We start from the raw sequence: 22,912 nt of genomic DNA on the forward strand, positions 1-22,912 counted from the left end.
TTTGATCTTTTGATTTGGAACCGGAGGCCTATGCGCGGGACGCCCAAGACCATTTCGCTGCGGCGCCGTCTGATCTGCGACCTCATGCACGCCTCGATGGGCGTACCTTTCGTTTCGCTGGCCCGTTCGCTCAATATCCGCCCCCTGCTGGAGGCCCGTGCGGACGCAGCCGCGCCCGCCGGCTGGGCCGCGATGTTCGTCAAGGCTTTCGCCCTGGTTGCAAAGGACGAGCCGATCCTGCGCACCGTTTACGTCAAATGGCCCTGGCCGGCCCTTTATGAGCTGCCCAAGAGCGTGGCGACGGTCGCGATCGCGCGCGTCGATGATGGCGAGGAATGCGTTCTGCCGCAGCGGATCGCAGGTCCCGAGGACCTTTCGCTGGCAGCCATCGATGCGGAGATCCGACGCGGCAAGACGGCCCCGATCGAGGACGTCCCGATGTTCCGAAAGATCATGCGGGCGACGCGCCTGCCGCTGCCATTGCGGCGCCTGTCCTGGGCCGTCGGTCTGAATCTCGGCCGTCAGCGCGGCAATTGGTTCGGCAGCTTCGGGGTGAGCTCGGTGGCTGCCTATGGCGGCGGCGAGCTCCACCCGATCACGCCGGGCCCCTTTGTCCTGAGCTATGGGCTGGTCGAGTCGGACCAGACCATCCATGTCGTGATCCGCTGGGACCACCGCGTCACCGACGCCGCCCCGATCGCGAGAGTCCTGACCCGGCTGGAACAGGTCCTGAACACTGAAATTGCTGCGGAATTGCGGGCGGCGGGGTCAAAGCCGGTCCGGGTGGTCAGGACGTGAGAATACCGTCGTCGCACGCCCCGGACTGATAAGCTAAAGATTTGACAGGCAACCCCAAAGTCCCCTAAAAGCCGCCTGCTCGCGGGCCGGTTTCGGCCCGCGAAGCGTTTCGCGACCCGTGGTCCTCTTCCCTTAAGCTTTGGGGATCGGACCTGTCGGTGCCGGGATCATCCCGTCACACAGGAGGGCGCGTTTCCTCAAACCATGACCTGAAGAGGACGCGATGACTAAGCGCAGTGAGGCGAAGTACAAGATCGATCGCCGTATGGGCCAGAACATCTGGGGCCGCCCGAAGAGCCCCGTCAACCGCAGGGAGTACGGCCCCGGCCAACATGGCCAGCGCCGCAAGGGCAAGCTCTCCGACTTCGGCGTCCAGCTCCGCGCCAAGCAGAAGCTGAAGGGCTATTACGCCAACATCAGCGAGCGCCAGTTCCACGGTATCTATGTCGAGGCGAGCCGCCTCAAGGGTGACACCGGCGAGAACCTGATCGGCCTGCTGGAGCGTCGTCTCGACGCGGTCGTGTATCGCGCCAAGTTCGTCTCCACGATCTTTGCCGCACGCCAGTTCATCAACCACGGCCACGTCAAGGTGAACGGCCGCAAGGTCAACATCTCGAGCTATCAGCTCAAGGTCGGCGACGTGGTCGAGGTCAAGGAAGCCTCCAAGCAGCTCGCCCACGTGCTCGAAGCCAGCCAGCTTCCCGAGCGCGAGGTCCCCGACTATCTCGAAGTCGACCACGGCAAGATGACCGCGAAGTACGCCCGCATCCCCGGCCTCTCCGACGTGCCGTTCCCGGTGCAGATGGAGCCGCATCTGGTCGTCGAATTCTATTCGCGCTAAGATCTGAAGATCGAAAGGCCCCGGTTCGCCGGGGCCTTTTTGCTTAAGAGCCACACTTCAGTGGCCGCACTGCTTAGGAGCCGTCGCATGCTCTACACCCCTCCCCCGATCGATCCCAAGGCGCCGCCGGTGCGCATCAATCTGCTCTCGGACACGCAGACCAAGCCGACGGCGGGGATGCGCGAGGCGATGGCGCGGGCGGAGGTTGGCGACGAGCAGGTCGGCGACGATCCGACCGTGAACGCCCTGTGCGAACGTGTGGCCGATCTGCTCGGCAAGGAGGCTGCGGTCTACATGCCCTCCGGCACCATGTGCAACGTCACCGCGACGCTGGTGCATTGCCGCCCCGGCGACGAGATCCTCGCCCATGAGACCGCGCATATCATCGCGCGCGAAGGCGGCGCGCATGCCGCAATCGGCGGCTTCCAGGTCACCCAGCTCAAGGGCCCCGATGGCCAGTTTACGCCGGAGACCCTTCGCAAGGCGCTGCATCCGCGCACGCGCTACCAGCCGCCGCAGACCGTCGTCAGCGTCGAGCAGACCGCCAATATCGGCGGCGGCACGATCTGGAAGAAGGCGGTTCTCGACGAGATCGTCGCGATCGCCAGGCAGCACGGCCTCGTCACCCATATGGACGGTGCGCGCCTGCTCAACGCCACCGTTGCGAGCGGCATCTCGCCGCGCGACATGACCGCGGGCTGGGACTCGGCCTGGATCGATTTTTCCAAGGGCCTGGGCGCACCGATCGGCGGCGTGCTCGCAGGTTCTCGTACGTTCATTGACGCGGTCTGGCAGTGGAAGCAGCGGCTCGGCGGCTCGATGCGGCAGGCTGGCATCTGCGCCGCCGCCTGCATCTACGCGCTCGATCATCACGTCGAGCGCCTGGCCGACGACCACGCCAATGCGCGCGCGCTCGCCCGCGGCCTGTCGCAGATCTCAGGCATCGAGGTGCAGGAGCCCGAGACCAATCTCGTGTTCTTCAAGCCCGACGGCGCCGGCATTCCCGGCGACAAGATGATCTCAGCGCTGCGCCAGCGCGGCGTGACGCTCGCGATGATGGACGGCCGCATCCGCGCCTGCACACATCTGGACGTCAATGCGGGCCAGATCGAAGAGACGATCGGATACGTGCGCGAGATCGTGCGCGGGGCGTAGTCAGAGCGTTTTCGAGCGAAGTGGATACCGGTTCGCGTAAGGAAAACGCGTCAAAGCGAGAGTCTACCGCCCCATCGCCTGATAGATCAGCGTCTTCAGCTCGCGCTGGATCCGGCCGCGCTGCGACGGGGTCTGCACCATGAAGATTCCGAACAGATCGTCTTCAGGATCGATGAAGAAGAAGGTGCCGCCAACGCCGTCCCAGCGATATTCGCCGAGCGGCCATTTCGTGCCCGGCGGCACCGCGATACGCACGGCGAAGCCGAGGCCGTAGCCGCTGGTCTCACCCGGATAGTAGTTCTTGTCGCGCTCGACGCGGGTTTCGGGACCGATATGATCCGACGCCATCAAGGCGATGGTTTCCGGCTTCAGGTAGCGTCGACCTTCAAGCGTCCCGCCGTTGAGCAGCATTTGCGAGAAGCGCGCATAGTCGCCGACCGTGCCGACGAGGCCGCCGCCGCCCGACTCCCATCGCAGCGGCTTCCTGATATCGCGAACCTGCGTGATCGGGCTGATCGCCCGATCCTGCGGCATCGGCTCGGCGATCCGCGGCCATTTGGCGGGGTCGGCGACGTCAAACGCCGTGTCCTTCATCCCGAGCGGGTCGAGCAGCCGCGTCTTCGCGAACTCGAACAGCGATTCCCCCGAGATCACCTCGATGATGCGCCCGAGCACGTCGGTGGAGTGGCCGTAGTCCCAGATCGTACCGGGCTGTTCGGCGAGCGGCAGCGCGGTAATCTTCGCGACGAATTCGGCATTGGTCGAATTCCTGTCGAACAGTCCGGCGTCGGCATAGAGCTTGTTCACCATGTCCCCGCCATAATAGCCGTAAGGGATCCCGGCGGTATGCCGCATCAAATCCTCGATCGTCACCGGGCGTTTGAGCGGCTCCAGCTCCAGCGAGACCTTGTCGTCCTCGGCCTTCTTCTCGACGCCGACCTTCATGCCGGCAAAGGCCGGAATGTATTTCGAGACGGGATCGCTGATCGCAAGCTTGCCCTCCTCGACCAGCATCATCGCCAGCACCGAGGTGATCGGCTTGGTCATCGAATAGAGGCGGAAGATCGTGTCCGCGCTCATCGAAAGTTGGGTCGCGACGTCGCGGACGCCGAAATTCTCGCAGTAGACCGGCTTGCCGTGTTGCTGGAGCAGCAATATCGCCCCCGGAAATTTGCCGGTCGCGATCTCGTTCCTGATGTAGTCGGACACTCTTGCCAAGCCTTCGGGCGTGAATCTGTGCGCGCGGGCCTCCGAGCCTGCCCGCGCAGTTACGGCGCCGAACAAAAGAACGAGCGCCGCGAACAGCGCGCGGCGCCCGTTCATCTCACTTCTCCATGGCTTCATAGACCAGCTGCTTCAACGTCCGCTGCACGCGCTGGCGCTCGCTCGGGGTCTGCTCCAGCAGCACGAAGAACATGTCCTGCTTGGGGTCGATCACGAAATAGCAGCCGGAGGCGCCGTCCCACTTGAGTTCGCCGAGGTTGCCGGGCGGCGGCGGCTTGGCGTTGCCGGGCTCGGTACGGACCGCAAGCCCGAGGCCGAAGCCAAAGCCGTCGCCGGGGAAATAGAAATAGTCGCGCTCGACGCCGGAGCCGGGGCCGACCTGATCGGTCGCCATCAGCTTGAACGTCTCGGGCTTGAGGATGGTCTTGCCGTCGAGACTGCCGCCATTGAGCAGCATCTGCGAAAAGCGCTTGTAATCCGCCATGGTCGTGACCATGCCGCCGCTGGCGAACTGGATCTTCTTGACGACCGTCGGATCATTGATGCGGCCGACGCGGAAATCGGCATCGTTCGGCACTGGCTGGGCCAGAAGCTTCTGCTTCGCGGGGTCCGTGACCAAGAAGCCGGTATCGACCATGCCGAGAGGATCGAGCAGCTTCTCGCGCATGATGTCGATCAGGGGCTTGCCGGCGGCGACCTCCATCACACGCGCCAATACGTCGGTCGAGTGGCCGTATTGCCACAGCGCGCCCGGCTGGTTGTGCAACGGCAGCCTGGCGATGCGTTCAGCGAACTCGGCCAGATCGAAATCGCCGGCATAGATGTTGGCCTCGCGATAGGCCTTGCGGACCAGGCTGTCGCCGTAGAAGCCGTAGGTGATGCCCGAGGTGTGCGTCATCAGATCGTGCACGGTCATTGCCCGCTTCGGCGGCACCAGCTCGAGCGCCTTCGTGCCGTCCTCGGCCTTCTTCTCGACACCGACCTTCACGTTGGCGAAGGACGGGATGTATTTCGAGACGGGATCATCCAGCTTGATCTTGCCCTCCTCGACCAATTGCATCGCGACCACCGCTGTGATCGCCTTGGTCATCGAGAACAGGCGGAAGATGGTCTTGTCCGTGATCGGGGCCTTGCTGACCACGTCCTGAACGCCGAAGACTTCGTGATAGACCGGCTTGCCATGCTGCTGGATCAGCACGTTTGCACCGGCGATCTTGCCGGTCGCGACCTCGTTCTTGAAGAACTCGGTGATCCGGCCGAGCTTCTCCTGATTGAAACGCGCCCCGGCCGGAATCTCGTAAGTGCCCTGCGCGCGCGCCGGCGACATCGCGGCAAGCGACACCAGCGCGCCGCAGGCGAGCGCACGCAATCCAAATCGTGAAATCATATCCCCTCCCCGGAACATGGCGCCTCGGAGTGTACCGACCAGCTCAATCGGCACAAGGGCCGCCCTGTCGCGCAAGCGCCTCGGCATGAAGCCTGGCGCTCGGCTCGGAGAAGCAGCAGAACACGACGCGAGCGGCGGTCGGCGCCAAAGCCAGCCCTTCGATCGTCGTGCGCACGGCGATATCGGCCGCCCGGTCGGCAGGAAAACGGTAGATGCCGGTCGAAATCGCGGGAAATGCCACCGAGGTCAGCTTGTGCTTGCCGCAAAGCTCCATGGACCGCCGGTAGCAGGAGGCGAGCAGATCGTCCTCGCCGAGCGTGCCGCCATTCCACACCGGACCGACGGTGTGGATCACATGCGCGGCCTTGAGTCGATAGCCCCTGGTGATCTTCGCGTCGCCCGTCTTGCAACCGTGGAGCATGCGGCATTCGGCGACGAGCTCGGGCCCGGCTGCCCGGTGGATCGCGCCATCCACGCCGCCCCCGCCAAGGAGCGACGTGTTCGCGGCATTGACGATGGCGTCGACGCCGAGCGTGGTGATATCGGCGACGATGACCTCGAGCTCCGCGCCGCCAATCCGGCGCGTCAGCAGGGCCACGTGTCAGGCCGCGACGACGACGCCCTTCTCGGAGAGGAGCTGCTGCAATTCGCCGGCCTGGAACATCTCACGGACGATGTCGCAGCCGCCGACGAACTCGCCCTTGACGTAGAGCTGCGGGATGGTCGGCCAGTTCGAATATTCCTTGATGCCATTGCGCAGCTCGGCGGATTCGAGAACGTTGAGGCCCTTATAGCCGACACCGATATGGTCGAGGATCTGGACCACCTGGCCGGAGAAACCGCACTGCGGAAATTGCGGCGTCCCCTTCATGAACAGAACCACGTCGTTCGACTTCACTTCATTGTCGATGAATTCCGCGATGCTCATATCCGTGTCCTTCTGGGGCAGAGCCCTCACCAATTGCTTCGGGCCGGCTCAGCCGATTTAACCCGATACCTACCCATATATGTAGCCCAAACCGTTGTGCATCCAAAGTAAAATGGCGGCGACGGGTCCCCGGCGGGCCGGATTGACCCAGCCCGGTCCATAGGCTGATGACATCAATATCATCGCCGCGGAGGACTTTCATACCGTAACGGAGCCCCTATCTAGGACGAACCCTGTTCATGGAACCGGGTCGTGCGAACAACGTTCTCTTGTCCTGTCTGGAGAAAAACGTGACGAAACAAGCCTCAGCCACGGCCTCCCTGCGTTCGTCACCGTCCTCCCGCGAGGACGACCTCGCCCAGCGGCTGGAAGCGGCGTTCTCGACTGTCCGCAATGAGACCGAACGCCGGGCAGCACCGCTGTCGCCCGAGGACCAGCAGATCCAGTCCATGCCGGATGCCAGCCCGACCAAATGGCACCGGGCCCATACGACCTGGTTCTGGGAGCAATTCCTGCTCGGCGAGCACGCCCGCGGCTACCGGCCCTTCCACCCCGATTTCGCGTTCCTGTTCAATTCCTATTACGTCAGCGCCGGGCCGCGACATGCCCGCAATCATCGCGGCGACATCACTCGTCCCAGCGCCGACGAGGTCGGCGCCTACCGCAAATACGTCGATGCGGCCGTCGGCAAATTCTTCCGCGAGGCGGGCGCGGACAAGCTCCGCGCAATCGCGCCGCTGGTCGAGGTGGGGCTCAATCACGAGCAGCAGCATCAGGAGCTGATGTTCACCGACATCCTGCATGCCTTTGCGCAGAACCCGATCTATCCGGCCTATGACCCGGCCTGGCGCTTTCCGACTGCGGCGCGCGGCGGCGATGACTGGCTGACGCTGAACGAAGGCATCCATACCGTCGGCCATGTCGACGACGGCTTTCATTTCGACAACGAGAAGCCGGCGCACCGCGCCCTGGTCGGCCCGGTCAGGATCGCCCGCAATCTGGTCACCAATGCCGAGTGGCTCGCCTTCATGCAGGACGGCGGCTACCGGACCGCAACCCTATGGCTGATGGACGGCTTTGCCGCGGCTAGCAAGGAAGATTGGCAAGCCCCCGGCTACTGGCGCGAGGTCGACGGCGCATGGCAGGTCATGACGCTCGCCGGCCTCATGCCGGTCGATCCGGACGCGCCGGTCTGTCACGTCAGCTATTACGAGGCGGATGCGTTCGCGCGCTGGTCCGGCAAACACCTGCCGACCGAGATGGAATGGGAGGTCGCGGCGCGCACCGGCCAGCTCAACGACGCCTTCGGCCTCGTCTGGCAATGGACCCGCAGCTCGTACGCGCCCTACCCCGGCTATCGCGCCGTCGAGGGCGCGCTCGGCGAGTACAACGGCAAGTTCATGGTCAACCAGCTGGTGCTGCGCGGCTCGTCGCTTGCAACTCCGCAAGGCCACAGCCGTATCACCTATCGCAACTTCTTCTATCCGCACCACCGCTGGCAGTTCACCGGACTGCGGCTTGCCGATTACGACTAAAAATTCCGACGACAGATGCGCGCCGGACAGCGCGTTCAGGAGAGTATCATGAATGTGCACGCCAGCGCTTTGGCCGAGGCCCATCTTCCCGACGAGCAGACCACCGCTTTTGCCCGCGAGGCCATCGAGGACCTCTCGCAGCAGCCGAAAAAGCTGTCGCCCAAATATTTCTATGACGCGACCGGATCGGAGCTGTTCGAGGCGATCACCAAGCTGCCGGAATATTATCCGACGCGCACCGAGCTATCGATCCTGAAGCAGCGCGGCAGCGAGATCGCGAAGATCATTCCGGAGCACGCCGCGCTGGTCGAGTTCGGTGCCGGCGCGACCACGAAGGTGCGCCTGCTGCTCGATCATTGCAAATTCGCAGCCTATGTCCCCGTCGACATCTCCGGCGACTTCCTGAAGGCACAGGCGAGCGGCCTGAAGCGGGACTTCCCGGCGCTCGGCATCTATCCGGTGGCGGCCGATTTCACCACGCCGTTCGAGCTGCCCAAGGCGGTCACCTCCATGCCGAAGGTCGGCTTCTTCCCCGGCTCGACCATCGGCAATTTCGAGCCGCAGGAAGCGCAGGCCTTCCTGAGAAGCGCGCGCCAGATCCTCGGCAAGGGCGCGCAGATGATCATCGGCGCCGATCTGGAGAAGGACGAGCGGATCCTCTTCGACGCCTACAACGATGCGGCCGGCGTCACCGCGCGCTTCAACCTCAATGTGCTGGTGCGCATCAACCGCGAGCTCGGCGGCAATTTCGACCTGTCCGCCTTCACCCATCGCGCGATCTACAACCGCGAGCGGCACCGCATCGAGATGCACCTGATCAGCAAGAAGAGCCAGATCGTGCGCCTGCTCGGCACCAGCTTCTCGTTCCGCCCGGGCGAGAGCATCCACACCGAGAACAGCTACAAATACAGCATCGCGCGTTTTGCCGCGCTGGCCCAGGGCGCGGGCTGGCGCGTGCGCGAGAGCTGGACGGATGCGGCGAAGATGTTCTCGGTGCACGCGCTGGAGGTGGCGGAGTAAATCGGCAGCCGTCGTTTGGCCGGTCTCAATCGAGCGGACACGATTCTACCGACACAAGCCCTTGGTTCCGGATCACGGCACGGAAGCTGTGGGTGCTAGCCTTGCCGCATGACCAGGAGAAATGCTCACCATCTCGCTGGAGTGGCTCGCCGAGCCAGAAAACCACCTTTGAGACGTGGTCGCCTGGCTTGACACGATCGAGCCACTGCGGCGGATAGGCCCAATGCCCGCAATCGCCTTGCCAGTAGCACGCCGGCATGATGCAGCGTCCGGCGGCTGGAGCAGGCTTTCCTCCCATGGCACGGCAGGTGGACGGGATTTGGCCAAGCGCCCAGCCCTGCGTCGCCTCCTCGACGATAAGTATCGCAGCCAGCGCCGCGCCGACGATGATGAGGTGTCTCATACCCGCCTATTGCTCGGTCCCCAGCGACACCGATTCCCACACCGCCACCAGGATCAGGATCATCGTCGTCGCGACCGAGAGCCAGAGCGGCGACACGTCCGAGGCAAACCAGCTCAGCGCCAGCAGCAGCAAGATGCCGATGCCGTGCGAGAGCTGGAGGAAGCCGCGGATCGCCAGCTTGAACAGGATTGTGCCGATCAGAAAAATCAAGGGCCCACCGATCGTGCTCACGATCGTGCGCATGTCTGAATGGCCGGTCGGATGCTTCAGCACCAGTTCGTCCGACACGGCCGTCAGGATGATGCCGGCGACGATCGGTGTGTGCAGGTAGGTGTAGGCGAGCCGCGCCAGGCGGCCGGATTCGGCGGACTTCGAGATGCGCTCGGAGCCGGCCTCGGCGCCCTTGTGAAAATAGATCCACCACATCGCAATCGCGCCAACCAGCGCGGAGACGAAGGCGAGGATATTGCTCGCGTTCCATGCCAGTTCGGCGAATGTTGCGCCATTGACGATGATGGCCTCGCCGAGCGCGATGATGACGAACAGACCGCAACGCTCGGCCATATGGCCGCCTTCGACCGCCCAGGCCTCAACGGAAGAAAAGCCCAGCTTCGGAACCCAGAACCGCGCCGCCGGCGAGATGTATTCCCAAATCACCGCCGCGATCCACAGCCATAGCCGCCTCTCGCCCTCGGCCAGGCCGCCCGCGATCCACAACGCCGCGGAGATCGACAGCCAGGTCAGGATGCGGATCGCGTTATGCCGCACCGCTGTTCGATGCAGCGGCGTTGCGAGCAGCCAGAACGCGGTACGCCCCACCTGCATGGCCGCATAGGCAATCGCGAACCACAGGCCACGCCCCTCGAAGGCGGTCGGTATCGTGGTCGACAGCACGAGGCCGCCCAGCATCATCGCAAAGAGCAGGAGCCGGACCGGGGTCAGCTCGGGATTGAGCCAGTTGGTGACCCAGGCGGTGAAAACCCACAGCCACCACACCGCGAGAAACAGCACCGCGACGTGCACAGCGCCGAGCGGCGTGAAATGGTGCAGCAGCGTGTGCGATATCTGCGTGACCGCGAAGACGAAGACAAGGTCGAAGAACAGCTCGACGAAAGTGACGCGGCTGTGCTGGTTCGGCGCGCGGAACATCGCGCCGCGCGGGTTGTCCGCAGCCATCATCGTCCCCCGTGGCGCTGGTCAGGTCAGGTGCAGCTTCGTCAGTTGCCTGGCACGCCGGTCTGCAGCGCCAGCGCGTGCAGCACGCCGCCCATCTGGCCGCGCAGGGACTGGTAGACGATCTGGTGCTGCTGGACGCGCGATTTGCCACGGAAGGATTCCGAGATCACGGTCGCGGCATAGTGGTCGCCGTCGCCGGCGAGGTCACGGATGGTCACCTCGGCATCGGGGATCGCTGCCTTGATCATCGCCTCGATATCGTGGGCGTCCATGGGCATTCGGGTCTTGCTCCTTATCTCGGCTGCAAAGCAGCCTCATCATCGAATCGCTGCCGGGGGTCCCCTCGCCGGCAAGGCAAACTTAGCGTGAACGGCCTTCTAGGTCACGCTTTCCGGCACTATATCCCTGATCCCATCAGGACAAAGGCACGACAAAGTGCCGCGCGCGGCAGATTGATCGAAAAGGCGTGAAATCATGAAGCTTCCAGGGCCCGACCACCCGATCACCATCACCCCAAATCCCCGGCGCGTCCGCGTCACGGCGGGCGACATCGTGATCGCCGAGACCCGCAAGGCGCTGACCTTGAAGGAGGCCAGATATCCGGCAGTGCAATATGTACCGCGAGAGGACGCCAACATGGCCCTGTTGGAGCGTACCGACCGTGTCACCCATTGCCCCTACAAGGGGGACGCGAACTATTACAGCGTCAAGGCCGACGGCAAGACGCTGGACAACGCGATCTGGACCTACGAGACACCCTTCCCCGCGATGACGGAGATTTCAGGTCATCTCGCGTTCTATCCGGACAAGGTGAAGATCGAGGAAGTGGGATAAGCGCCGCAACCCCCAATCGTCATGCCCGGGCAGCCACCGTCTGTCCGCGGTAAGGCGTGGATGGCCGGGTCGAGGCCGGCCATGACGGCAAAGAGGGCTCAATCAGCTACGCCTTGAAGATCGTGAGCCCCAATATCAGCAGCACCAGGAAGATCACGACGAACACGTAGAACAGGAAACGGGCGATGTCGGCGGAGGCGGCCGAGATGCCGGTGAAGCCGAGCACGCCGGCCACGATCGAGACAAGCAGGAAGATCAGCGCCCATTTCAGGATCGTCATCGCCAGCTCCGAACTGCCGCGTCTCACGGCCTGCGCTGTTTGCGGCGAACGCTAACATCGCTGCGAGGAACTGGTTCCTGGAGGTGGTCGGGGGCGACCTACCGAACAAACTGCCCTTGCTGAATCGAGTTCCCGGCGGCACAGTCCAGCCGGGATCAGGAACGCGATCGGGGCGGCCACGATGACGATGTCACAATCAGCGACGATCGGCGCGGAGGTGCATGCCGCGCCCACGAGCAAGGTGCGCAATTTGGCGATCGATCGCGCCCGCACCTTCCTCACTCTGGTGGTGCTGCTGCATCACGCGGTGATCCCCTATACGTATTTCGGTCATACCGATCCGACCTATTTCTTCGGCTTCGACATGATCGTGCTCGCCACCGACAGCTTCTTCATGGCGATGTTCTTCTTCCTGTCGGGACTGTTCGCCTGGTCTGGCATCGCCCGGAAGGGAGTCCGGAGCTATTTGGCAGATCGCCTGCTTCGGCTTGGCGTACCCTTCGCGATCTGCGCCTTTACGGTCATTCCACTCGCCTACTACGCGATTTCCCTGCGGCAGCATCCCGAGATCGGTTTTGCGGAATTCTGGTGGAATATGGTCACGAAGGGCCCGTGGCCGAGCGGGCCGATCTGGTTCCTTTGGGTCTTGTTCGCCTTCGACCTGGTGGCCTGCCTTTTGTACCGGCTGTCACCCAATCTGCTCGATCCGATCAATCGCCTCTCGCTACACGGTCGCCGCCGGCCCGCCGTGTTCTTCGCGGTCATGCTGGCGGTCACCGCCGCGTTCTACATTCCCGGGCTGGTTCACTACGGACACAGCAGCTGGTTCGAGTTCGGGCCGTTCTCGGTGCAGCACGGGCGCGTGATGCTGTACGCGACCTATTTCTTTTTCGGCGCCGGCATCGGCGTTGCGCAAATGGACCGCGGGCTGCTCTCTGTCGACGGGCGCATGGCAAAGGTCAGCTGGGACTGGATGGTCCTGGCGATCGTTCCGTATTGCCTGTTGTGGGGGCTGATCTTCATCAAGCGCGAAATACTGGGCAACCCGTCGCCGTTGCCGGATTGGTATGAAGCGCTTTATGCGATCTGCTTCACCGTCTTCAGCGTGGCCATCATGTTTCTGATCCTGGCCCTTTTCCAGAGATTCAAGCAATCAGGCTCGGCCAGGCTGCTCGATCCAATGCAGGGCGACGCGTTCGGCATGTTCCTGGTGCACTATCCGATCGCACTGTGGCTGCAATACTGGCTGTTCGACTATGACCTGCCGGCGATCGTCAAGGCCACGATCGGGTTTGTACTCACCGTCGCGGCGAGCTGGGCGCTGACGCGCGCGTTGCGGCAGATCCCGGGCGCGTCACGCGTGTTGTGAGGCGCGGTCTCTCCACTCGTCGTTGCGAGCCACCGGGTCCGCGCTTAGCGCGGCCCGATGACAGGCTCCGCGAAGCAATCCAGAATCCCTCCGCGGAGGTAGTCTGGATTGCTTCGTCGCTTCGCTCCTCGCAATGACGGAGTGTGTGGCAGCGCCTTACGCCGCCTTCCCGCCCATATATTCCGGCAGCCAGCGCTCGAACGAGGCCCGCAGCGTGTCGATCGTAACCGGCGCCTCGCCCGCGATCGCGATGGCATTGCCGCCGGTGGTGCCGATCCGCACGCAGGGCACCTCGCAGCCGCGCATCTTGGCAAGCACGCGGCCAGCTTCGGTTTCCGGCACGGTGACGAGATAGCGCGCCTGGTCCTCGCCGAACCAATAGGCGTGCGGCACCAGCGCGGTCGGCGCGGCCAGCAGCTTGGCGCCGATGCCGCCCGCCATCGCCATCTCGGCCAAGGCGATCAGGAGGCCGCCGTCGGAGAGGTCGTGCACGGCGGTTGCGGTGCCCGCATGGACCATGCCGCGCACGCAATCGCCGTTGCGCTTCTCGGCGGCGAGATCGACCGGCGGCGGCGCCCCCTCCTCGCGGCCGCAGATGTCGCGCAGATAGACGGACTGGCCGAGCCAGCCATGGGTCTCGCCGATCAGGAGGATGGCCTCGCCCTCGGCCTTGAAGGCGAGCGACGCCGACTTGGTGAAATCGTCGAGCAGGCCGACACCGCCGATCGAGGGCGTGGGCAGGATCGCGCGGCCGTTGGTCTCGTTGTAGAGCGAGACGTTGCCCGACACGACCGGGAAGTCCAGGGTGCGGCAGGCTTCCGAGATGCCCTTCAGGCAGCCGACGAACTGGCCCATGATCTCGGGCCTTTCAGGGTTGCCGAAATTGAGATTGTCGGTGATCGCGAGCGGCTTGCCGCCGACCGCAGTGATGTTGCGCCAGGCTTCCGCGACCGCCTGCATCCCGCCTTGATAAGGATCGGCCTCGCAATAGCGCGGCGTGACGTCAACGGTGAGCGCCAGGCCCTTCGGCCCGTCCTGCACGCGCACCACGGCGGCATCGCCGCCGGGACGCTGCATGGTGTTGCCGAGGATGACGTGGTCGTACTGCTCCCAAACCCAGCGCTTTGAGCACATGTCGGGCGTGCCGATCAGCTTCTCCAGCGCAGGCCCGAGGCCCATCGGCGCCGGCACGTCGCGGGCGTGCACGACCGGCAGCGCGGCCGAGGGGACATGCGGACGGTCGTAGACCGGCGCCTCGTCGCCGAGCTCCTTGATCGGCAAATCGGCCATGACGTCGCCGCCATGCTTGACCACGAAGCGCTTGCTCGGCGTGGTGTAGCCGACCACGGCGAAGTCGAGGCCCCACTTCCTGAAGATCGCCTCGGCTTCCTTCTCCTTCTCGGGCTTGAGCACCATGAGCATGCGCTCCTGGCTCTCCGAGAGCATCATCTCGTAGGCGCTCATGCCGGTCTCGCGGGTCGGCACCGCGTCGAGGTCGAGGTCGACGCCGAGGTCACCCTTGGCGCCCATCTCCACCGCCGAGCAGGTCAGCCCGGCCGCGCCCATGTCCTGGATCGCGATGACGCAGCCCTTCTCCATGATCTCGAGGCAGGCTTCGAGCAGCAGCTTCTCGGCGAAGGGATCGCCGACCTGCACGGTCGGGCGCTTCTCCTCGGACTTGTCGTCGAACTCGGCCGAGGCCATCGAGGCGCCGTGGATACCGTCGCGGCCGGTCTTGGAGCCCAGATAGACGATCGGCATGTTCACGCCGGAGGCCGCCGCATAGAAGATCTTGTCGGAATCGGCGAGGCCCACCGCCATGGCATTGACGAGGATGTTGCCGTCGTAGCGGGTGTGGAAGCGCACCTGGCCGCCCACCGTCGGCACGCCGAAGGAATTGCCGTAGCCGCCGACGCCCGCCACCACGCCGGAGACGAGATGCCGCGTCTTCGGGTGCTCGGGCGCGCCGAAGCTCAGCGCATTGAGGCAGGCGATGGGGCGCGCGCCCATGGTGAAGACGTCGCGCAGGATGCCGCCGACGCCGGTGGTCGCGCCCTGATACGGCTCGATATAGCTCGGGTGGTTGTGGCTCTCCATCTTGAAGACCACGGCCTGGCCGTCGCCAATGTCGATCACGCCGGCATTCTCGCCGGGGCCCTGGATCACCCAGGGTGCCTTGGTCGGCAGGCCGCGCAGATGGATGCGCGAGGATTTGTACGAGCAATGCTCGTTCCACATCGCCGAGAAGATGCCGAGCTCGGTGAAGGTCGGCGCCCGCCCGATCAGCTTCAGGATGCGCTCGTACTCGTCGGGCTTGAGCCCGTGGGCGGCAACCAGTTCGGGGGTGATCTTGGGTTCATTCTTCATGGATTCGAGGCTTTCGGCGGCGGTTTGGCCGTTCTTAGGAACATCGGACGGCTTCGAAAAGCCCTTTATGGCGCATTTTCCCGCTGTCCCACGTTTTGCGCCCGGGGCGCCCGCGGGAACGGGAATTGCACGGCGCGGACGGATCGGATTTAAGGTCTGAAGACCCGCAATTGAAGGCCTATTTCCTTGCACGAATTGACCAAAGCGCCACCGCCGCGTCGCCCCGACCTCCATGTCGCCACCGAGGGCGAATTTGTGGGCTGGCGGACCTGGATTCGCGACAGTTTTGAGTCCCATGTCGGCCCGTTCTGGCACCGGATCGAGGCGGACGGCAGCGTCCGCAGCGCCTTCCGGGTCGAGAAGAAGCACCTGAACGGCTCCGGCAACGTCCACGGCGGCTGCTACATGGCCTTCGCCGACTATTCGCTGTTTGCGATCGCCACCCATGTCCTCGACAGCCGGGCGGTGACGACCAACTTCGCCTGCGAATTCCTCGACGCGGCACGCGAGGGCGAGCTGATCGAATGCACCGGCGAGGTCACCCGCGCCGGCGGCTCGCTGATCTTCCTGCGCGGCAAGATGATGTCCGGCGAGCGGCTGCTGCTCACCTTTTCCGGCACGATCAAGCGGATGAAGCGGAAGGCGCTCCCTCAGCCAAACGCATAGCTCGACGCCTTCCCTTTTCGCACGCCCTCGCCCAGACTCCTCGGCAAGCGCTTTTGCGCCGGGGAGCAGGAACAAGGTGCCGCAGAGCACATCCGAGGCGGGTCGCGCGACGGCGGCCGCATCAACGCAATTGCCGTCCATCGCCACCGGCGCGCGCAGCTGGCGCGATTATGCGCTGCTCCTTGCGCTAGCCTGCTGCTGGAGTTCGACCTATCCGCTGACCAAGCTGGCGCTTCCCACGATCCCGCCCATCACCTTCATCTCGGCGCGCTCGCTGATCGCGGCCGCCTTCCTGTTCGCGATCCTGTGGATGCGCGGCACCAGGATCCCCACCGAGGCGAAAGCCTGGAAGCTGTTCGCGACCCAGCAATTGATCAACTCGACCTTCCCGTTCCTGATCATCACCTGGTCGCAGCAATATGTACCGGCCTCGAACACGGTGGTGCTGGCCTCGACCACGCCGATCTTCGCCTTCCTGATCACCTCGTTGATCACGCGGCACGAGCCGGCGACGCTGCTCAAGCTCGCCGGCGCAATCCTCGGCCTTGCCGGTACCGTCGCCATCGTCGGCCTCGACGCGCTGCGCGGGCTCGGCAGCGAGATCGTGGCGGAGATCGCGATCCTGCTCGCCACCATCTCCTTTGCCTGCGCGACGATCTTCGGCCTCCGTCTGTCCGAATACGATCCGATGGTGGTGGCGGCCGGCTCGCTGCTGTTCGGCGGCCTCGTGCTGCTGCCGCCCTCGTTGCTCATCGACCAGCCCTGGACGCTGCAGCCGACGCCGACCGCGATCATCGCCACCATCGTCATGGGCATCGTCTCCAGCGCGCTCGGCCTGATGCTGTTCTACGTCTGCCTCGGCCGCCTCGGCACGCTGACCACCAACGCCCAAGGCTATTTGCGCATCCCGATCGGCGTCGGCCTCTCGGTGCTGCTGCTCGGCGAGAGCGTGCCGTCGAACCTCGCACTGGGGTTATTGCTGGTGATGGCCGGTGTTGCGGCGATGACGGTGCCTGCTGAGCGGTTGAAGTGGTGGTAGCCGATGGCGATGGTCAATCCGCCGGAATAAAGCGGAGGGTACCTGCACGGCGCGTCGGTTTGCCGGTGTCGTTGGTGTGATTGACGCCGTCCATGACGGGCACCTCAGGAAAATCGAACGGACTTACCCCGTCGAGGCAAGCGACGTTGACAGCATACAGATTCTGGTCCGATCGACGCTGATGATGCGTGTAGATTCCGCAGCGGGAACAGAAGAAATGCTGCGCTGATCCGGTATGGAAGCGGTAGCTCGTCAGCGCATCCTCGCCCTTCAGGAACTTGATGCCGCCCATCTCCGCCATGACGACGACCGCACCGCGCATCCGGCAGTAAGAGCAGGTGCAGCGGCGGATCGAATTGAAACCGTCGCTCAGCGTCGCCTCGAAACGCACCGCCCCGCAATGGCACTGACCAGCCCGGACGTTTGTATCACTGTCCATGCATGCTTCCTGGCGTTGGTGCGAACGACGAAGCCGTCTCGGCGACGTCAACGGGCAGGAACGTATCTCTCAAATGTGGGCCGAACAATCAAAAGGAATCGCCCAAGGCATCGGAACAACTCGCGCGAGCCCGACTCCTCACGCCGAGGAGTCAGTCGCCGCAAAACCTAGGCAGGTTCACGCGCCTCGCGTAGCAATCCACTCGCCAGCGCTCGAAACGCGTCAACGGCCTTGCTCAGCACGCTCTTGGGATCGTCAGCTGCCGCGACCCACAGGGCGGCGCTGAGCGCAGCCCCGTTCAGCAACCGTCCCGCCGCTTCGACATCGACCGGCTTCACGATTCCCTCCTCGATCAGCGCACGGATCGTTCGCATGGTGATATCGAGACAGGCGTTCTCGCCGGGCCATTTGGAGGGATCGCCGAGCACCGCAGGTCCATCCAGAAGCATGATCCGCTGGATCTCGGGATCGAGCGCCATCTTGATATAGGCGCTTCCCTCCGCCAGCAGGCCCAGCCAGGGGCTGGGCGCTTGCTCCCGGACGATGCGGAGCCGCTCCGCCATTTCACCGTCGATCTGCTCGACGACGGCCCAGAGCAGCCCCTTCTTGTCTTCGAAGTTGTGATACAGCGCGCCCCGCGTCAGACCGACGGCCGCAGTGAGTTCGTCCATCGACGCGTCTGCATAGCCCTGCGTGGCAAATGCCTCCCGCGCGGCGCGGATGAGCTTGGCCCGATTTTCCGCCATGGCCGCGGCGCGCTTTCCCTTTGCCATGCCCTGCCCCTCTTGACATACGCCTCGTATGTGAATGATATCTCACATACGAAACGTATCTGAAATTGCCGTGACGCGCCACCCGTGGAGCGCCCACGGTCCAACCGCCCCCATCCATGGATTGAAAGGTTCCTGCCATGCCCCAGCGAGAGGCAATCTTCCCCGCCAACCGCCACGCGCTCTACCAAGTGCATCGCTACTCCGCGGCGATCCGCTCCGGTGACCTGCTGTTCGTGTCGGGGCAGGTCGGCAGCCGCGAGGACGGCTCACCCGAACCGGTGTTCGAGGACCAGGTCCGGCGCGCGTTCGCCAATTTGCGCGCGGTGCTCGCAGCCGGTGGATGCACGCTGGACGATGTCGTCGACGTCACCACCTTCCACACCGATCCGGCGAGCCAGATCGAGACGGTGATGGCCGTCCGCGCCGAGGAGATCGGCGAGCCGCCCTATCCGAACTGGACCGCTGTCGGCGTGAACTGGCTGGCCGGCTTCGGCTTCGAGATCAAGGTCATCGCCCGCATTCCTGCGGCCGCGTAACGCCTTGTCAGCGGCTTAGCGCGGGCCGCGAGCAAGCGACGCGGCAATGACTTGGCGTTGCCCACGAACGGCTTCCGCTATTTCTCGACATCGAGCGTCGCGAGCGGCTGCAACAGCTCCGGCGCACCGAATTCGTCAACCAGGACTTCAAGCCGATACGAGATAGCCCAGCTGGATGGCGAGAGCGTCGTCAATCCCCGTCTGCACGATCTCAGCTGGTTGAAAGCTTCCGTTGCCGTTTCCATAGAGGACGCCGACAGAACCGCCATCGTCGAGCGCGGCGATATCGAGGCCGCCGTCGCCATTGATGTCACCGACCGCGATCGAGACAGTTGTTTGATCGCCGCTCGGTGACGCACCGTTGGACCAATTGGACGCCGGCTGGAACGTACCGTCACCGTTGCCCAGCATGGTGAAGACACTGCTCTTCACGTCATGCGTCGCGCCGACGATGTCGAGCTTGCCATCGCCATTCAGGTCGGCCAAGATCAGGTCGGTGGTTTCCTCCGACTGATAGGCAATTGAATTCAGCGGAATACCGCTGGAGAGCGATATAGCCGTTTGTAAAGTGCCGTCGCCGTTCCCCAGCAGCACGCTCATGGAGTGGGGTGTCTTGCCCGGCGCGAAGTTGTTGTCGTCAAATCCCCCGGTGACGACATCGAGCCTGCCGTCACCGTTGACGTCGCCGACGGCAACCGCTTCGGTCATTTCGTGCTCGACGACGATGTTTCCCGTCGAATAGATCGTGGCCTTCCCAAAACTGCCGTCGCCGTTCCCGAGCAACATGCTGACGCTGTCGGTCGTGTTGTCCTCCGTCGACGACCCTGCCGCGCCGACGGTCACGATGTCGAGCTTGCCGTCTCCATTGAAGTCGCCACTCGCCAGCGCGTAGGTGTTCTGCGACCGCGAGGCGTAGACGGTCCCGGTGCTAAAGGGCATGCCGTCCTGGAAGGTGCCGTCGCCGTTTCCAAGGAGCACGCCTAGGCTGCCGTCGGACGATTCAAGGCCGAACCCTGCAGTGGCGATGTCGGGCACACCGTCTCCGTTGAAGTCGGCGATATCGAGCGCGAATGTGTATTCGTGGTTCGGCCCCAGTGTTGTGCCAGTATGATAAGCGGATCCCGAGCCAAAGGTCCCGCCGCCTTGCCCGAGCAGCACCCCGACGCTGGCGCTCGAGTTGGTGCCGAGGCCGGCAAGGCCGGTGGTCACAATATCGGACAAGCCGTCACCATTGAGGTCGGCGATTCCGATCGCTGTCGTGTATTCGAGCGTGCCGTTATAATAGCTCGTCCCGTTGTGATAGAGGGCCGGAGCCTGGAATCCGCCGGCCTCGTCGTGAAGCACAACGGCAAGGGAGCCCGGGTCCACCACGATGTCCGTGAACTCCGCCCCCACCACGATATCGAGGTGCCTCGGCTCGTCGGCGCCATGGATGGTCACATCGATGACTTGATGCGCCGTGCCGTCCGCGGAGCTGACCGTCAGTTGGTCGTGCCTGACGTCATTGGCGGTCAATGCCTGGACATTGGCCGCGCCATTGTCGAGCGTATAGCTCCAGACGCCCGTCGTTGGGTCGAACGCGAACGCCCCATAGGTGCCTGCCAGGGAAGCAGGCATCTGGAACTCGCTCTGACCGTGATCGGGATCGGCGACGGTCAGCGCGCCATGTGCCGTCTGCACAGCGCTGTCCTCCGTCACCGTTCCGGTCGACGTGCCACTGATCGTGGCAGCATCGTTGACGCCGTCGATATGGACGTGGATACGAGCCTCACTCAACCTGCCGTATCCCAATCGGATCGCGTACACGAAATCGTCGTCGATGACGTCCCCGGCCGCCATGGAGTTGAAATCAGTCGCCCCGAGCGCGGATAGCGAATGGCCGAGATCGAGTTCGATCTGGCCGTGATTGATGCGAATCAGATTGCCGTTATCGGTGGTTTCCCAGGGCGAGGTCTCGTCGGGACCAACGTCCTTTGCCAAAAGGGCCCAATCGAACCGCCAGTCGCCACCGTCGTCGATCGAATAGAGCCTTGCGGCATGGCTCGCGCGATCATTTGCGAGGACGTCCAGCGACAGGATACCAGTCGTGACCTGTTCGGCTTGTGCCTGATCCTCGGTCAGTCCGAAAACGTCATTGACGGCGTGATGATGGACGGCGTGAGGGAACTTCCAACGCCAGGCAGAGCCGAAGTGCATGAGGATGTTTCCATGTTGTCGAGTGGTTCACCTCCTCAGCCGCCATGAATGTACACACAGATTGCGACCACTTTTGTGCACGGGCGTCTCCGACAACCCTGATCGACCGGATTTTTGGTCAGACGCCATCGATGCGCCGCGGCAGCCGCGGCGCTTACGAAAAATGAATGATTATTGGTGGAAGGCGCGCCGCTACTTGTTGGCGTCGTCCGCCAGCATCTTGCGGTACTTCTCGACGTCGCGCGTCACGAGCTTTTGCAGCACGTCGGGCGCGTGCTCGTCGGCATCGGGCGCGACGGTCGACAGGTCGGCGAAGCGCTTCTTCACCGCCTCGGTCTCGACGGCCTTGCGCGCCGCTGCGTTCAGCTTGGCGATCACGGCCGGCGGCGTGCCCTTGGGCGCGAACAGGCCGTTCCAGCCCTGCGCCTCGAACTCGGGCAGGCCCGCTTCCGCCGAGGTCGGCAGATCCGGCAGCGTGGCCAGCCGAACGGTCGAGCCGACCACGAGGCCCTTCACCAGCTTATCGTTGATCGACTGCGACACCGAGGCGGCCGCGTCGCAGACGCCGTCGATCTGGCCGCCGACCGCGTCGGTCAGCGCAGGCGCAGCGCCGCGATAGCCGATCAGCGTCGCGTCGATCCCGGCGGATGTGACGAAGCTTTTGCAGATCAGATAGTTCGAGGAGCCGACTCCGGCGTGGCCGAGATTGATCTTGCCCGGATTGGCCTTGGCATAGGCGATGAACTCTTTCAGGTCCTTCGCCGGAAAGTCCTTGCGCAGCGCGATGATGCCGAACGTCTTCGCCACCATCGCGATCGGCACGAAGGAATCAGGCGTGAACGGCAGTTTTGGATAGATCGTGTAGGTCGCGGCATTGGTGCCGGCATTGCCGATCGCAATCGTATAACCATCCGGCTCGGCGCGGGAGGCCCGCGCCAGCGCGGTCGAACCGCCGGCACCGGCAACATTCTCGATCACGATGGTCTGGCCGAGCGCGATGCCCATCTGCTCGGCCACCGCGCGCGCGATCACGTCCGAGGTGCCGCCGGCCGCGAACGGCACGATCATGGTGATGGGACGCTTGGGATAATCCTGCGCGGATGCGCAAGTCGCGACCGAAAATGTCGCGAACGCCAGCGCCGCGATCGCGGCGAGCGCACGCTTCACGACGAGCGAAATCACGCGGCTTTTTCCAGATGCTGGGCCAGACCGGCGAACAAGCCGCGACCATCGGTGCAGCCCATGATGTCTTCGACGTGGTTTTCCGGATGCGGCATCATGCCGAGCACGTTGCCCCGGTCGTTGACGATGCCGGCGATCGAATGCGCCGCGCCGTTGATGTTGGCGGCCTCGTCGACCACGCCCTCAGCGGAGCAGTAGCGATAGAGCACCCGCCCCTCGCCTTCGAGCCGCTTGATGGTCTCTTCGTCCGCCTCGTAATTGCCCTCGCCATGGGCAACGGGCACGCGGATCACCTGGCCGGCATTGTAGCCGCGGGTGAATGGCGTGTCGGAGCGCTCGACGCGCAGATGCACGTCGCGGCAGATGAATTTCAGCCGCGCATTGCGCATCAGCACGCCCGGCAAGAGGCCGGACTCGCAGAGGATCTGGAAACCATTGCAGACGCCGAGCACGAGGCCGCCCTTGGCCGCATAGTCGCGCACCGCATCCATCACCGGCGCACGCGCCGCAATCGCGCCACAGCGCAGATAATCGCCGTAGGAGAAACCGCCGGGCACGACGACGAGATCGGTGCCTGATGGCAGCGAGGTCTCGGCGTGCCATACCATCGCGGGCTCGCTGCCGGAGATCAGCCTCAACGCGCGCGCCATGTCGCGCTCGCGGTTGATTCCGGGAAAGACGAGGATGGCGGCTTTCATGGCAGGGGTTCCGACGCGGCTGGGAATCGAAGCTGGCCAACGGGCCAATTCGCGAACAGACATAAC

Annotated in this window: 24 protein-coding genes; 10 read left to right on the plus strand and 14 right to left on the minus strand. The window is 64.1% G+C overall.

The window, feature by feature from the left end; all coding sequences use genetic code 11:
* The first annotated feature begins 30 nt into the window (after positions 1-30).
* The 3 genes from P0R31_RS14095 (at position 31) to P0R31_RS14105 (ending at position 2,794) form a co-directional block, all read left to right on the plus strand.
* Positions 31-798: an acyltransferase gene (locus P0R31_RS14095; protein ID WP_275514588.1), complete on the plus strand. Its 768-nt coding sequence runs from the start codon at positions 31-33 to the stop codon at positions 796-798.
* 223 nt (positions 799-1,021) lie between these two features.
* Positions 1,022-1,639 carry a 30S ribosomal protein S4 gene (gene rpsD, locus P0R31_RS14100; RefSeq protein WP_100231254.1) on the plus strand — a complete coding sequence of 206 codons (618 nt, stop codon included), beginning with the start codon at positions 1,022-1,024 and terminating at the stop codon, positions 1,637-1,639.
* A gap of 87 nt (positions 1,640-1,726) precedes the next feature.
* Positions 1,727-2,794, plus strand: coding sequence for a threonine aldolase family protein (locus P0R31_RS14105; protein WP_275514589.1), 1,068 nt, complete (start codon positions 1,727-1,729; stop codon positions 2,792-2,794).
* A 63-nt stretch (positions 2,795-2,857) separates the two neighbouring features.
* Here P0R31_RS14105 and P0R31_RS14110 read toward each other — a convergent pair whose 3' ends face one another.
* The 4 genes from P0R31_RS14110 to grxD are packed head-to-tail and all read right to left on the minus strand — an operon-like array spanning position 2,858 to position 6,333.
* A complete protein-coding gene (locus tag P0R31_RS14110; protein ID WP_275514590.1) occupies positions 2,858-4,117 on the minus strand; it encodes a serine hydrolase domain-containing protein in 1,260 nt (419 codons plus the stop codon).
* Position 4,118: 1 nt separating this feature from the next.
* Positions 4,119-5,405, minus strand: a complete 1,287-nt coding sequence (locus P0R31_RS14115) for a serine hydrolase domain-containing protein (RefSeq protein WP_275514591.1) — start codon at positions 5,403-5,405, stop codon at positions 4,119-4,121.
* A 43-nt stretch (positions 5,406-5,448) separates the two neighbouring features.
* Positions 5,449-6,003: an O-acetyl-ADP-ribose deacetylase gene (locus P0R31_RS14120; protein WP_275514592.1), complete on the minus strand. Its 555-nt coding sequence runs from the start codon at positions 6,001-6,003 to the stop codon at positions 5,449-5,451.
* Between the two features lie 3 nt (positions 6,004-6,006).
* Positions 6,007-6,333: a Grx4 family monothiol glutaredoxin gene (grxD, locus tag P0R31_RS14125; RefSeq protein WP_126260869.1), complete on the minus strand. Its 327-nt coding sequence runs from the start codon at positions 6,331-6,333 to the stop codon at positions 6,007-6,009.
* A 239-nt stretch (positions 6,334-6,572) separates the two neighbouring features.
* Here grxD and egtB point away from each other — a divergent pair, with 239 nt between their 5' ends.
* On the plus strand, positions 6,573-7,868 hold the full coding sequence (gene egtB, locus P0R31_RS14130; protein ID WP_275514593.1) for an ergothioneine biosynthesis protein EgtB: 1,296 nt from the start codon (positions 6,573-6,575) through the stop codon (positions 7,866-7,868).
* 48 nt (positions 7,869-7,916) lie between these two features.
* Positions 7,917-8,888: an L-histidine N(alpha)-methyltransferase gene (gene egtD / locus P0R31_RS14135; protein ID WP_275514594.1), complete on the plus strand. Its 972-nt coding sequence runs from the start codon at positions 7,917-7,919 to the stop codon at positions 8,886-8,888.
* Positions 8,889-8,913: 25 nt separating this feature from the next.
* Here egtD and P0R31_RS14140 read toward each other — a convergent pair whose 3' ends face one another.
* Genes P0R31_RS14140 through P0R31_RS14150 form a run of 3 tightly spaced genes read right to left on the minus strand, consistent with a single transcriptional unit; the run spans position 8,914 to position 10,745 of the window.
* Positions 8,914-9,291 carry a hypothetical protein gene (locus P0R31_RS14140; protein ID WP_275514595.1) on the minus strand — a complete coding sequence of 126 codons (378 nt, stop codon included), beginning with the start codon at positions 9,289-9,291 and terminating at the stop codon, positions 8,914-8,916.
* 6 nt (positions 9,292-9,297) lie between these two features.
* A complete protein-coding gene (locus P0R31_RS14145) occupies positions 9,298-10,467 on the minus strand; it encodes a low temperature requirement protein A (protein ID WP_275514596.1) in 1,170 nt (389 codons plus the stop codon).
* A gap of 41 nt (positions 10,468-10,508) precedes the next feature.
* Positions 10,509-10,745, minus strand: coding sequence for a BolA family protein (locus P0R31_RS14150; RefSeq protein ID WP_036012929.1), 237 nt, complete (start codon positions 10,743-10,745; stop codon positions 10,509-10,511).
* Between the two features lie 196 nt (positions 10,746-10,941).
* Between P0R31_RS14150 and P0R31_RS14155 the strand changes: the two genes are divergently transcribed.
* Complete coding sequence (locus P0R31_RS14155; RefSeq protein ID WP_275514597.1) at positions 10,942-11,301, plus strand: DUF427 domain-containing protein; 360 nt, start codon at positions 10,942-10,944, stop codon at positions 11,299-11,301.
* A 106-nt stretch (positions 11,302-11,407) separates the two neighbouring features.
* On the opposite strand, the gene P0R31_RS14160 is transcribed toward P0R31_RS14155, so the two are convergent.
* Positions 11,408-11,581, minus strand: coding sequence for a DUF1328 domain-containing protein (locus tag P0R31_RS14160; protein WP_157333785.1), 174 nt, complete (start codon positions 11,579-11,581; stop codon positions 11,408-11,410).
* A 181-nt stretch (positions 11,582-11,762) separates the two neighbouring features.
* Between P0R31_RS14160 and P0R31_RS14165 the strand changes: the two genes are divergently transcribed.
* Positions 11,763-12,950, plus strand: a complete 1,188-nt coding sequence (locus P0R31_RS14165) for an acyltransferase family protein (protein WP_275514598.1) — start codon at positions 11,763-11,765, stop codon at positions 12,948-12,950.
* 156 nt (positions 12,951-13,106) lie between these two features.
* On the opposite strand, the gene purL is transcribed toward P0R31_RS14165, so the two are convergent.
* Positions 13,107-15,317: a phosphoribosylformylglycinamidine synthase subunit PurL gene (gene purL, locus P0R31_RS14170; protein WP_275514599.1), complete on the minus strand. Its 2,211-nt coding sequence runs from the start codon at positions 15,315-15,317 to the stop codon at positions 13,107-13,109.
* A 186-nt stretch (positions 15,318-15,503) separates the two neighbouring features.
* On the opposite strand from purL, the gene P0R31_RS14175 reads away from it, so the two are divergent.
* Together P0R31_RS14175 and P0R31_RS14180 are read left to right on the plus strand one after the other, a co-directional pair.
* Entirely contained in the window at positions 15,504-15,983 is a 480-nt protein-coding gene (locus P0R31_RS14175) for a PaaI family thioesterase (RefSeq protein ID WP_025037294.1), read from the plus strand.
* A gap of 76 nt (positions 15,984-16,059) precedes the next feature.
* Positions 16,060-17,022 carry a DMT family transporter gene (locus P0R31_RS14180; protein ID WP_275514600.1) on the plus strand — a complete coding sequence of 321 codons (963 nt, stop codon included), beginning with the start codon at positions 16,060-16,062 and terminating at the stop codon, positions 17,020-17,022.
* Positions 17,023-17,035: 13 nt separating this feature from the next.
* Here P0R31_RS14180 and P0R31_RS14185 read toward each other — a convergent pair whose 3' ends face one another.
* Both P0R31_RS14185 and P0R31_RS14190 read right to left on the minus strand, forming a co-directional pair.
* Positions 17,036-17,461: a GFA family protein gene (locus P0R31_RS14185; protein ID WP_275514601.1), complete on the minus strand. Its 426-nt coding sequence runs from the start codon at positions 17,459-17,461 to the stop codon at positions 17,036-17,038.
* Positions 17,462-17,628: 167 nt separating this feature from the next.
* Positions 17,629-18,234 (minus strand): TetR/AcrR family transcriptional regulator, encoded by a 606-nt coding sequence (locus P0R31_RS14190; protein WP_275514602.1) that lies wholly within the window; start codon positions 18,232-18,234, stop codon positions 17,629-17,631.
* A 137-nt stretch (positions 18,235-18,371) separates the two neighbouring features.
* Between P0R31_RS14190 and P0R31_RS14195 the strand changes: the two genes are divergently transcribed.
* The gene (locus P0R31_RS14195; protein WP_275514603.1) at positions 18,372-18,770 is read left to right on the plus strand and encodes a RidA family protein; all 399 of its coding nucleotides are present in this window, start codon (positions 18,372-18,374) and stop codon (positions 18,768-18,770) included.
* A 147-nt stretch (positions 18,771-18,917) separates the two neighbouring features.
* On the opposite strand, the gene P0R31_RS14200 is transcribed toward P0R31_RS14195, so the two are convergent.
* From P0R31_RS14200 to purQ, 3 genes are all read right to left on the minus strand, one after another.
* On the minus strand, positions 18,918-20,966 hold the full coding sequence (locus tag P0R31_RS14200; protein ID WP_275514604.1) for an FG-GAP-like repeat-containing protein: 2,049 nt from the start codon (positions 20,964-20,966) through the stop codon (positions 18,918-18,920).
* A 192-nt stretch (positions 20,967-21,158) separates the two neighbouring features.
* A complete protein-coding gene (locus P0R31_RS14205) occupies positions 21,159-22,148 on the minus strand; it encodes a tripartite tricarboxylate transporter substrate binding protein BugD (protein ID WP_275514605.1) in 990 nt (329 codons plus the stop codon).
* Complete coding sequence (purQ, locus tag P0R31_RS14210; RefSeq protein WP_275514606.1) at positions 22,145-22,846, minus strand: phosphoribosylformylglycinamidine synthase subunit PurQ; 702 nt, start codon at positions 22,844-22,846, stop codon at positions 22,145-22,147. The genes P0R31_RS14205 and purQ overlap by 4 nt, the downstream gene beginning before the upstream one ends.
* Between the last annotated feature and the right edge of the window lie 66 nt (positions 22,847-22,912).

The sequence above is a fragment of the Bradyrhizobium yuanmingense genome, from assembly GCF_029167105.1.
GTDB classification, from domain to species: Bacteria; Pseudomonadota; Alphaproteobacteria; order Rhizobiales; family Xanthobacteraceae; genus Bradyrhizobium; species Bradyrhizobium yuanmingense_A.

Excerpts from the sequence above, each read along its gene's own strand:
- P0R31_RS14200 (WP_275514604.1), bottom strand. The coding sequence starts at position 20,966 with ATGCACTTCGGCTCTGCCTGGCGTTGGAAGTTCCCTCACGCCGTCCAT.
- P0R31_RS14150 (WP_036012929.1), bottom strand. The coding sequence starts at position 10,745 with ATGCCCATGGACGCCCACGATATCGAGGCGATGATCAAGGCAGCGATC.
- purQ (WP_275514606.1), bottom strand. The coding sequence starts at position 22,846 with ATGAAAGCCGCCATCCTCGTCTTTCCCGGAATCAACCGCGAGCGCGAC.
- P0R31_RS14105 (WP_275514589.1), top strand. The coding sequence starts at position 1,727 with ATGCTCTACACCCCTCCCCCGATCGATCCCAAGGCGCCGCCGGTGCGC.
- egtB (WP_275514593.1), top strand. The coding sequence starts at position 6,573 with ATGGAACCGGGTCGTGCGAACAACGTTCTCTTGTCCTGTCTGGAGAAA.
- P0R31_RS14140 (WP_275514595.1), bottom strand. The coding sequence starts at position 9,291 with ATGAGACACCTCATCATCGTCGGCGCGGCGCTGGCTGCGATACTTATC.
- P0R31_RS14155 (WP_275514597.1), top strand. The coding sequence starts at position 10,942 with ATGAAGCTTCCAGGGCCCGACCACCCGATCACCATCACCCCAAATCCC.
- egtD (WP_275514594.1), top strand. The coding sequence starts at position 7,917 with ATGAATGTGCACGCCAGCGCTTTGGCCGAGGCCCATCTTCCCGACGAG.
- purL (WP_275514599.1), bottom strand. The coding sequence starts at position 15,317 with ATGAAGAATGAACCCAAGATCACCCCCGAACTGGTTGCCGCCCACGGG.
- P0R31_RS14095 (WP_275514588.1), top strand. The coding sequence starts at position 31 with ATGCGCGGGACGCCCAAGACCATTTCGCTGCGGCGCCGTCTGATCTGC.
- rpsD (WP_100231254.1), top strand. The coding sequence starts at position 1,022 with ATGACTAAGCGCAGTGAGGCGAAGTACAAGATCGATCGCCGTATGGGC.
- P0R31_RS14145 (WP_275514596.1), bottom strand. The coding sequence starts at position 10,467 with ATGGCTGCGGACAACCCGCGCGGCGCGATGTTCCGCGCGCCGAACCAG.
- P0R31_RS14190 (WP_275514602.1), bottom strand. The coding sequence starts at position 18,234 with ATGGCAAAGGGAAAGCGCGCCGCGGCCATGGCGGAAAATCGGGCCAAG.
- P0R31_RS14185 (WP_275514601.1), bottom strand. The coding sequence starts at position 17,461 with ATGGACAGTGATACAAACGTCCGGGCTGGTCAGTGCCATTGCGGGGCG.
- P0R31_RS14165 (WP_275514598.1), top strand. The coding sequence starts at position 11,763 with ATGACGATGTCACAATCAGCGACGATCGGCGCGGAGGTGCATGCCGCG.
- P0R31_RS14115 (WP_275514591.1), bottom strand. The coding sequence starts at position 5,405 with ATGATTTCACGATTTGGATTGCGTGCGCTCGCCTGCGGCGCGCTGGTG.
- P0R31_RS14110 (WP_275514590.1), bottom strand. The coding sequence starts at position 4,117 with ATGAACGGGCGCCGCGCGCTGTTCGCGGCGCTCGTTCTTTTGTTCGGC.
- P0R31_RS14195 (WP_275514603.1), top strand. The coding sequence starts at position 18,372 with ATGCCCCAGCGAGAGGCAATCTTCCCCGCCAACCGCCACGCGCTCTAC.
- P0R31_RS14160 (WP_157333785.1), bottom strand. The coding sequence starts at position 11,581 with ATGACGATCCTGAAATGGGCGCTGATCTTCCTGCTTGTCTCGATCGTG.
- grxD (WP_126260869.1), bottom strand. The coding sequence starts at position 6,333 with ATGAGCATCGCGGAATTCATCGACAATGAAGTGAAGTCGAACGACGTG.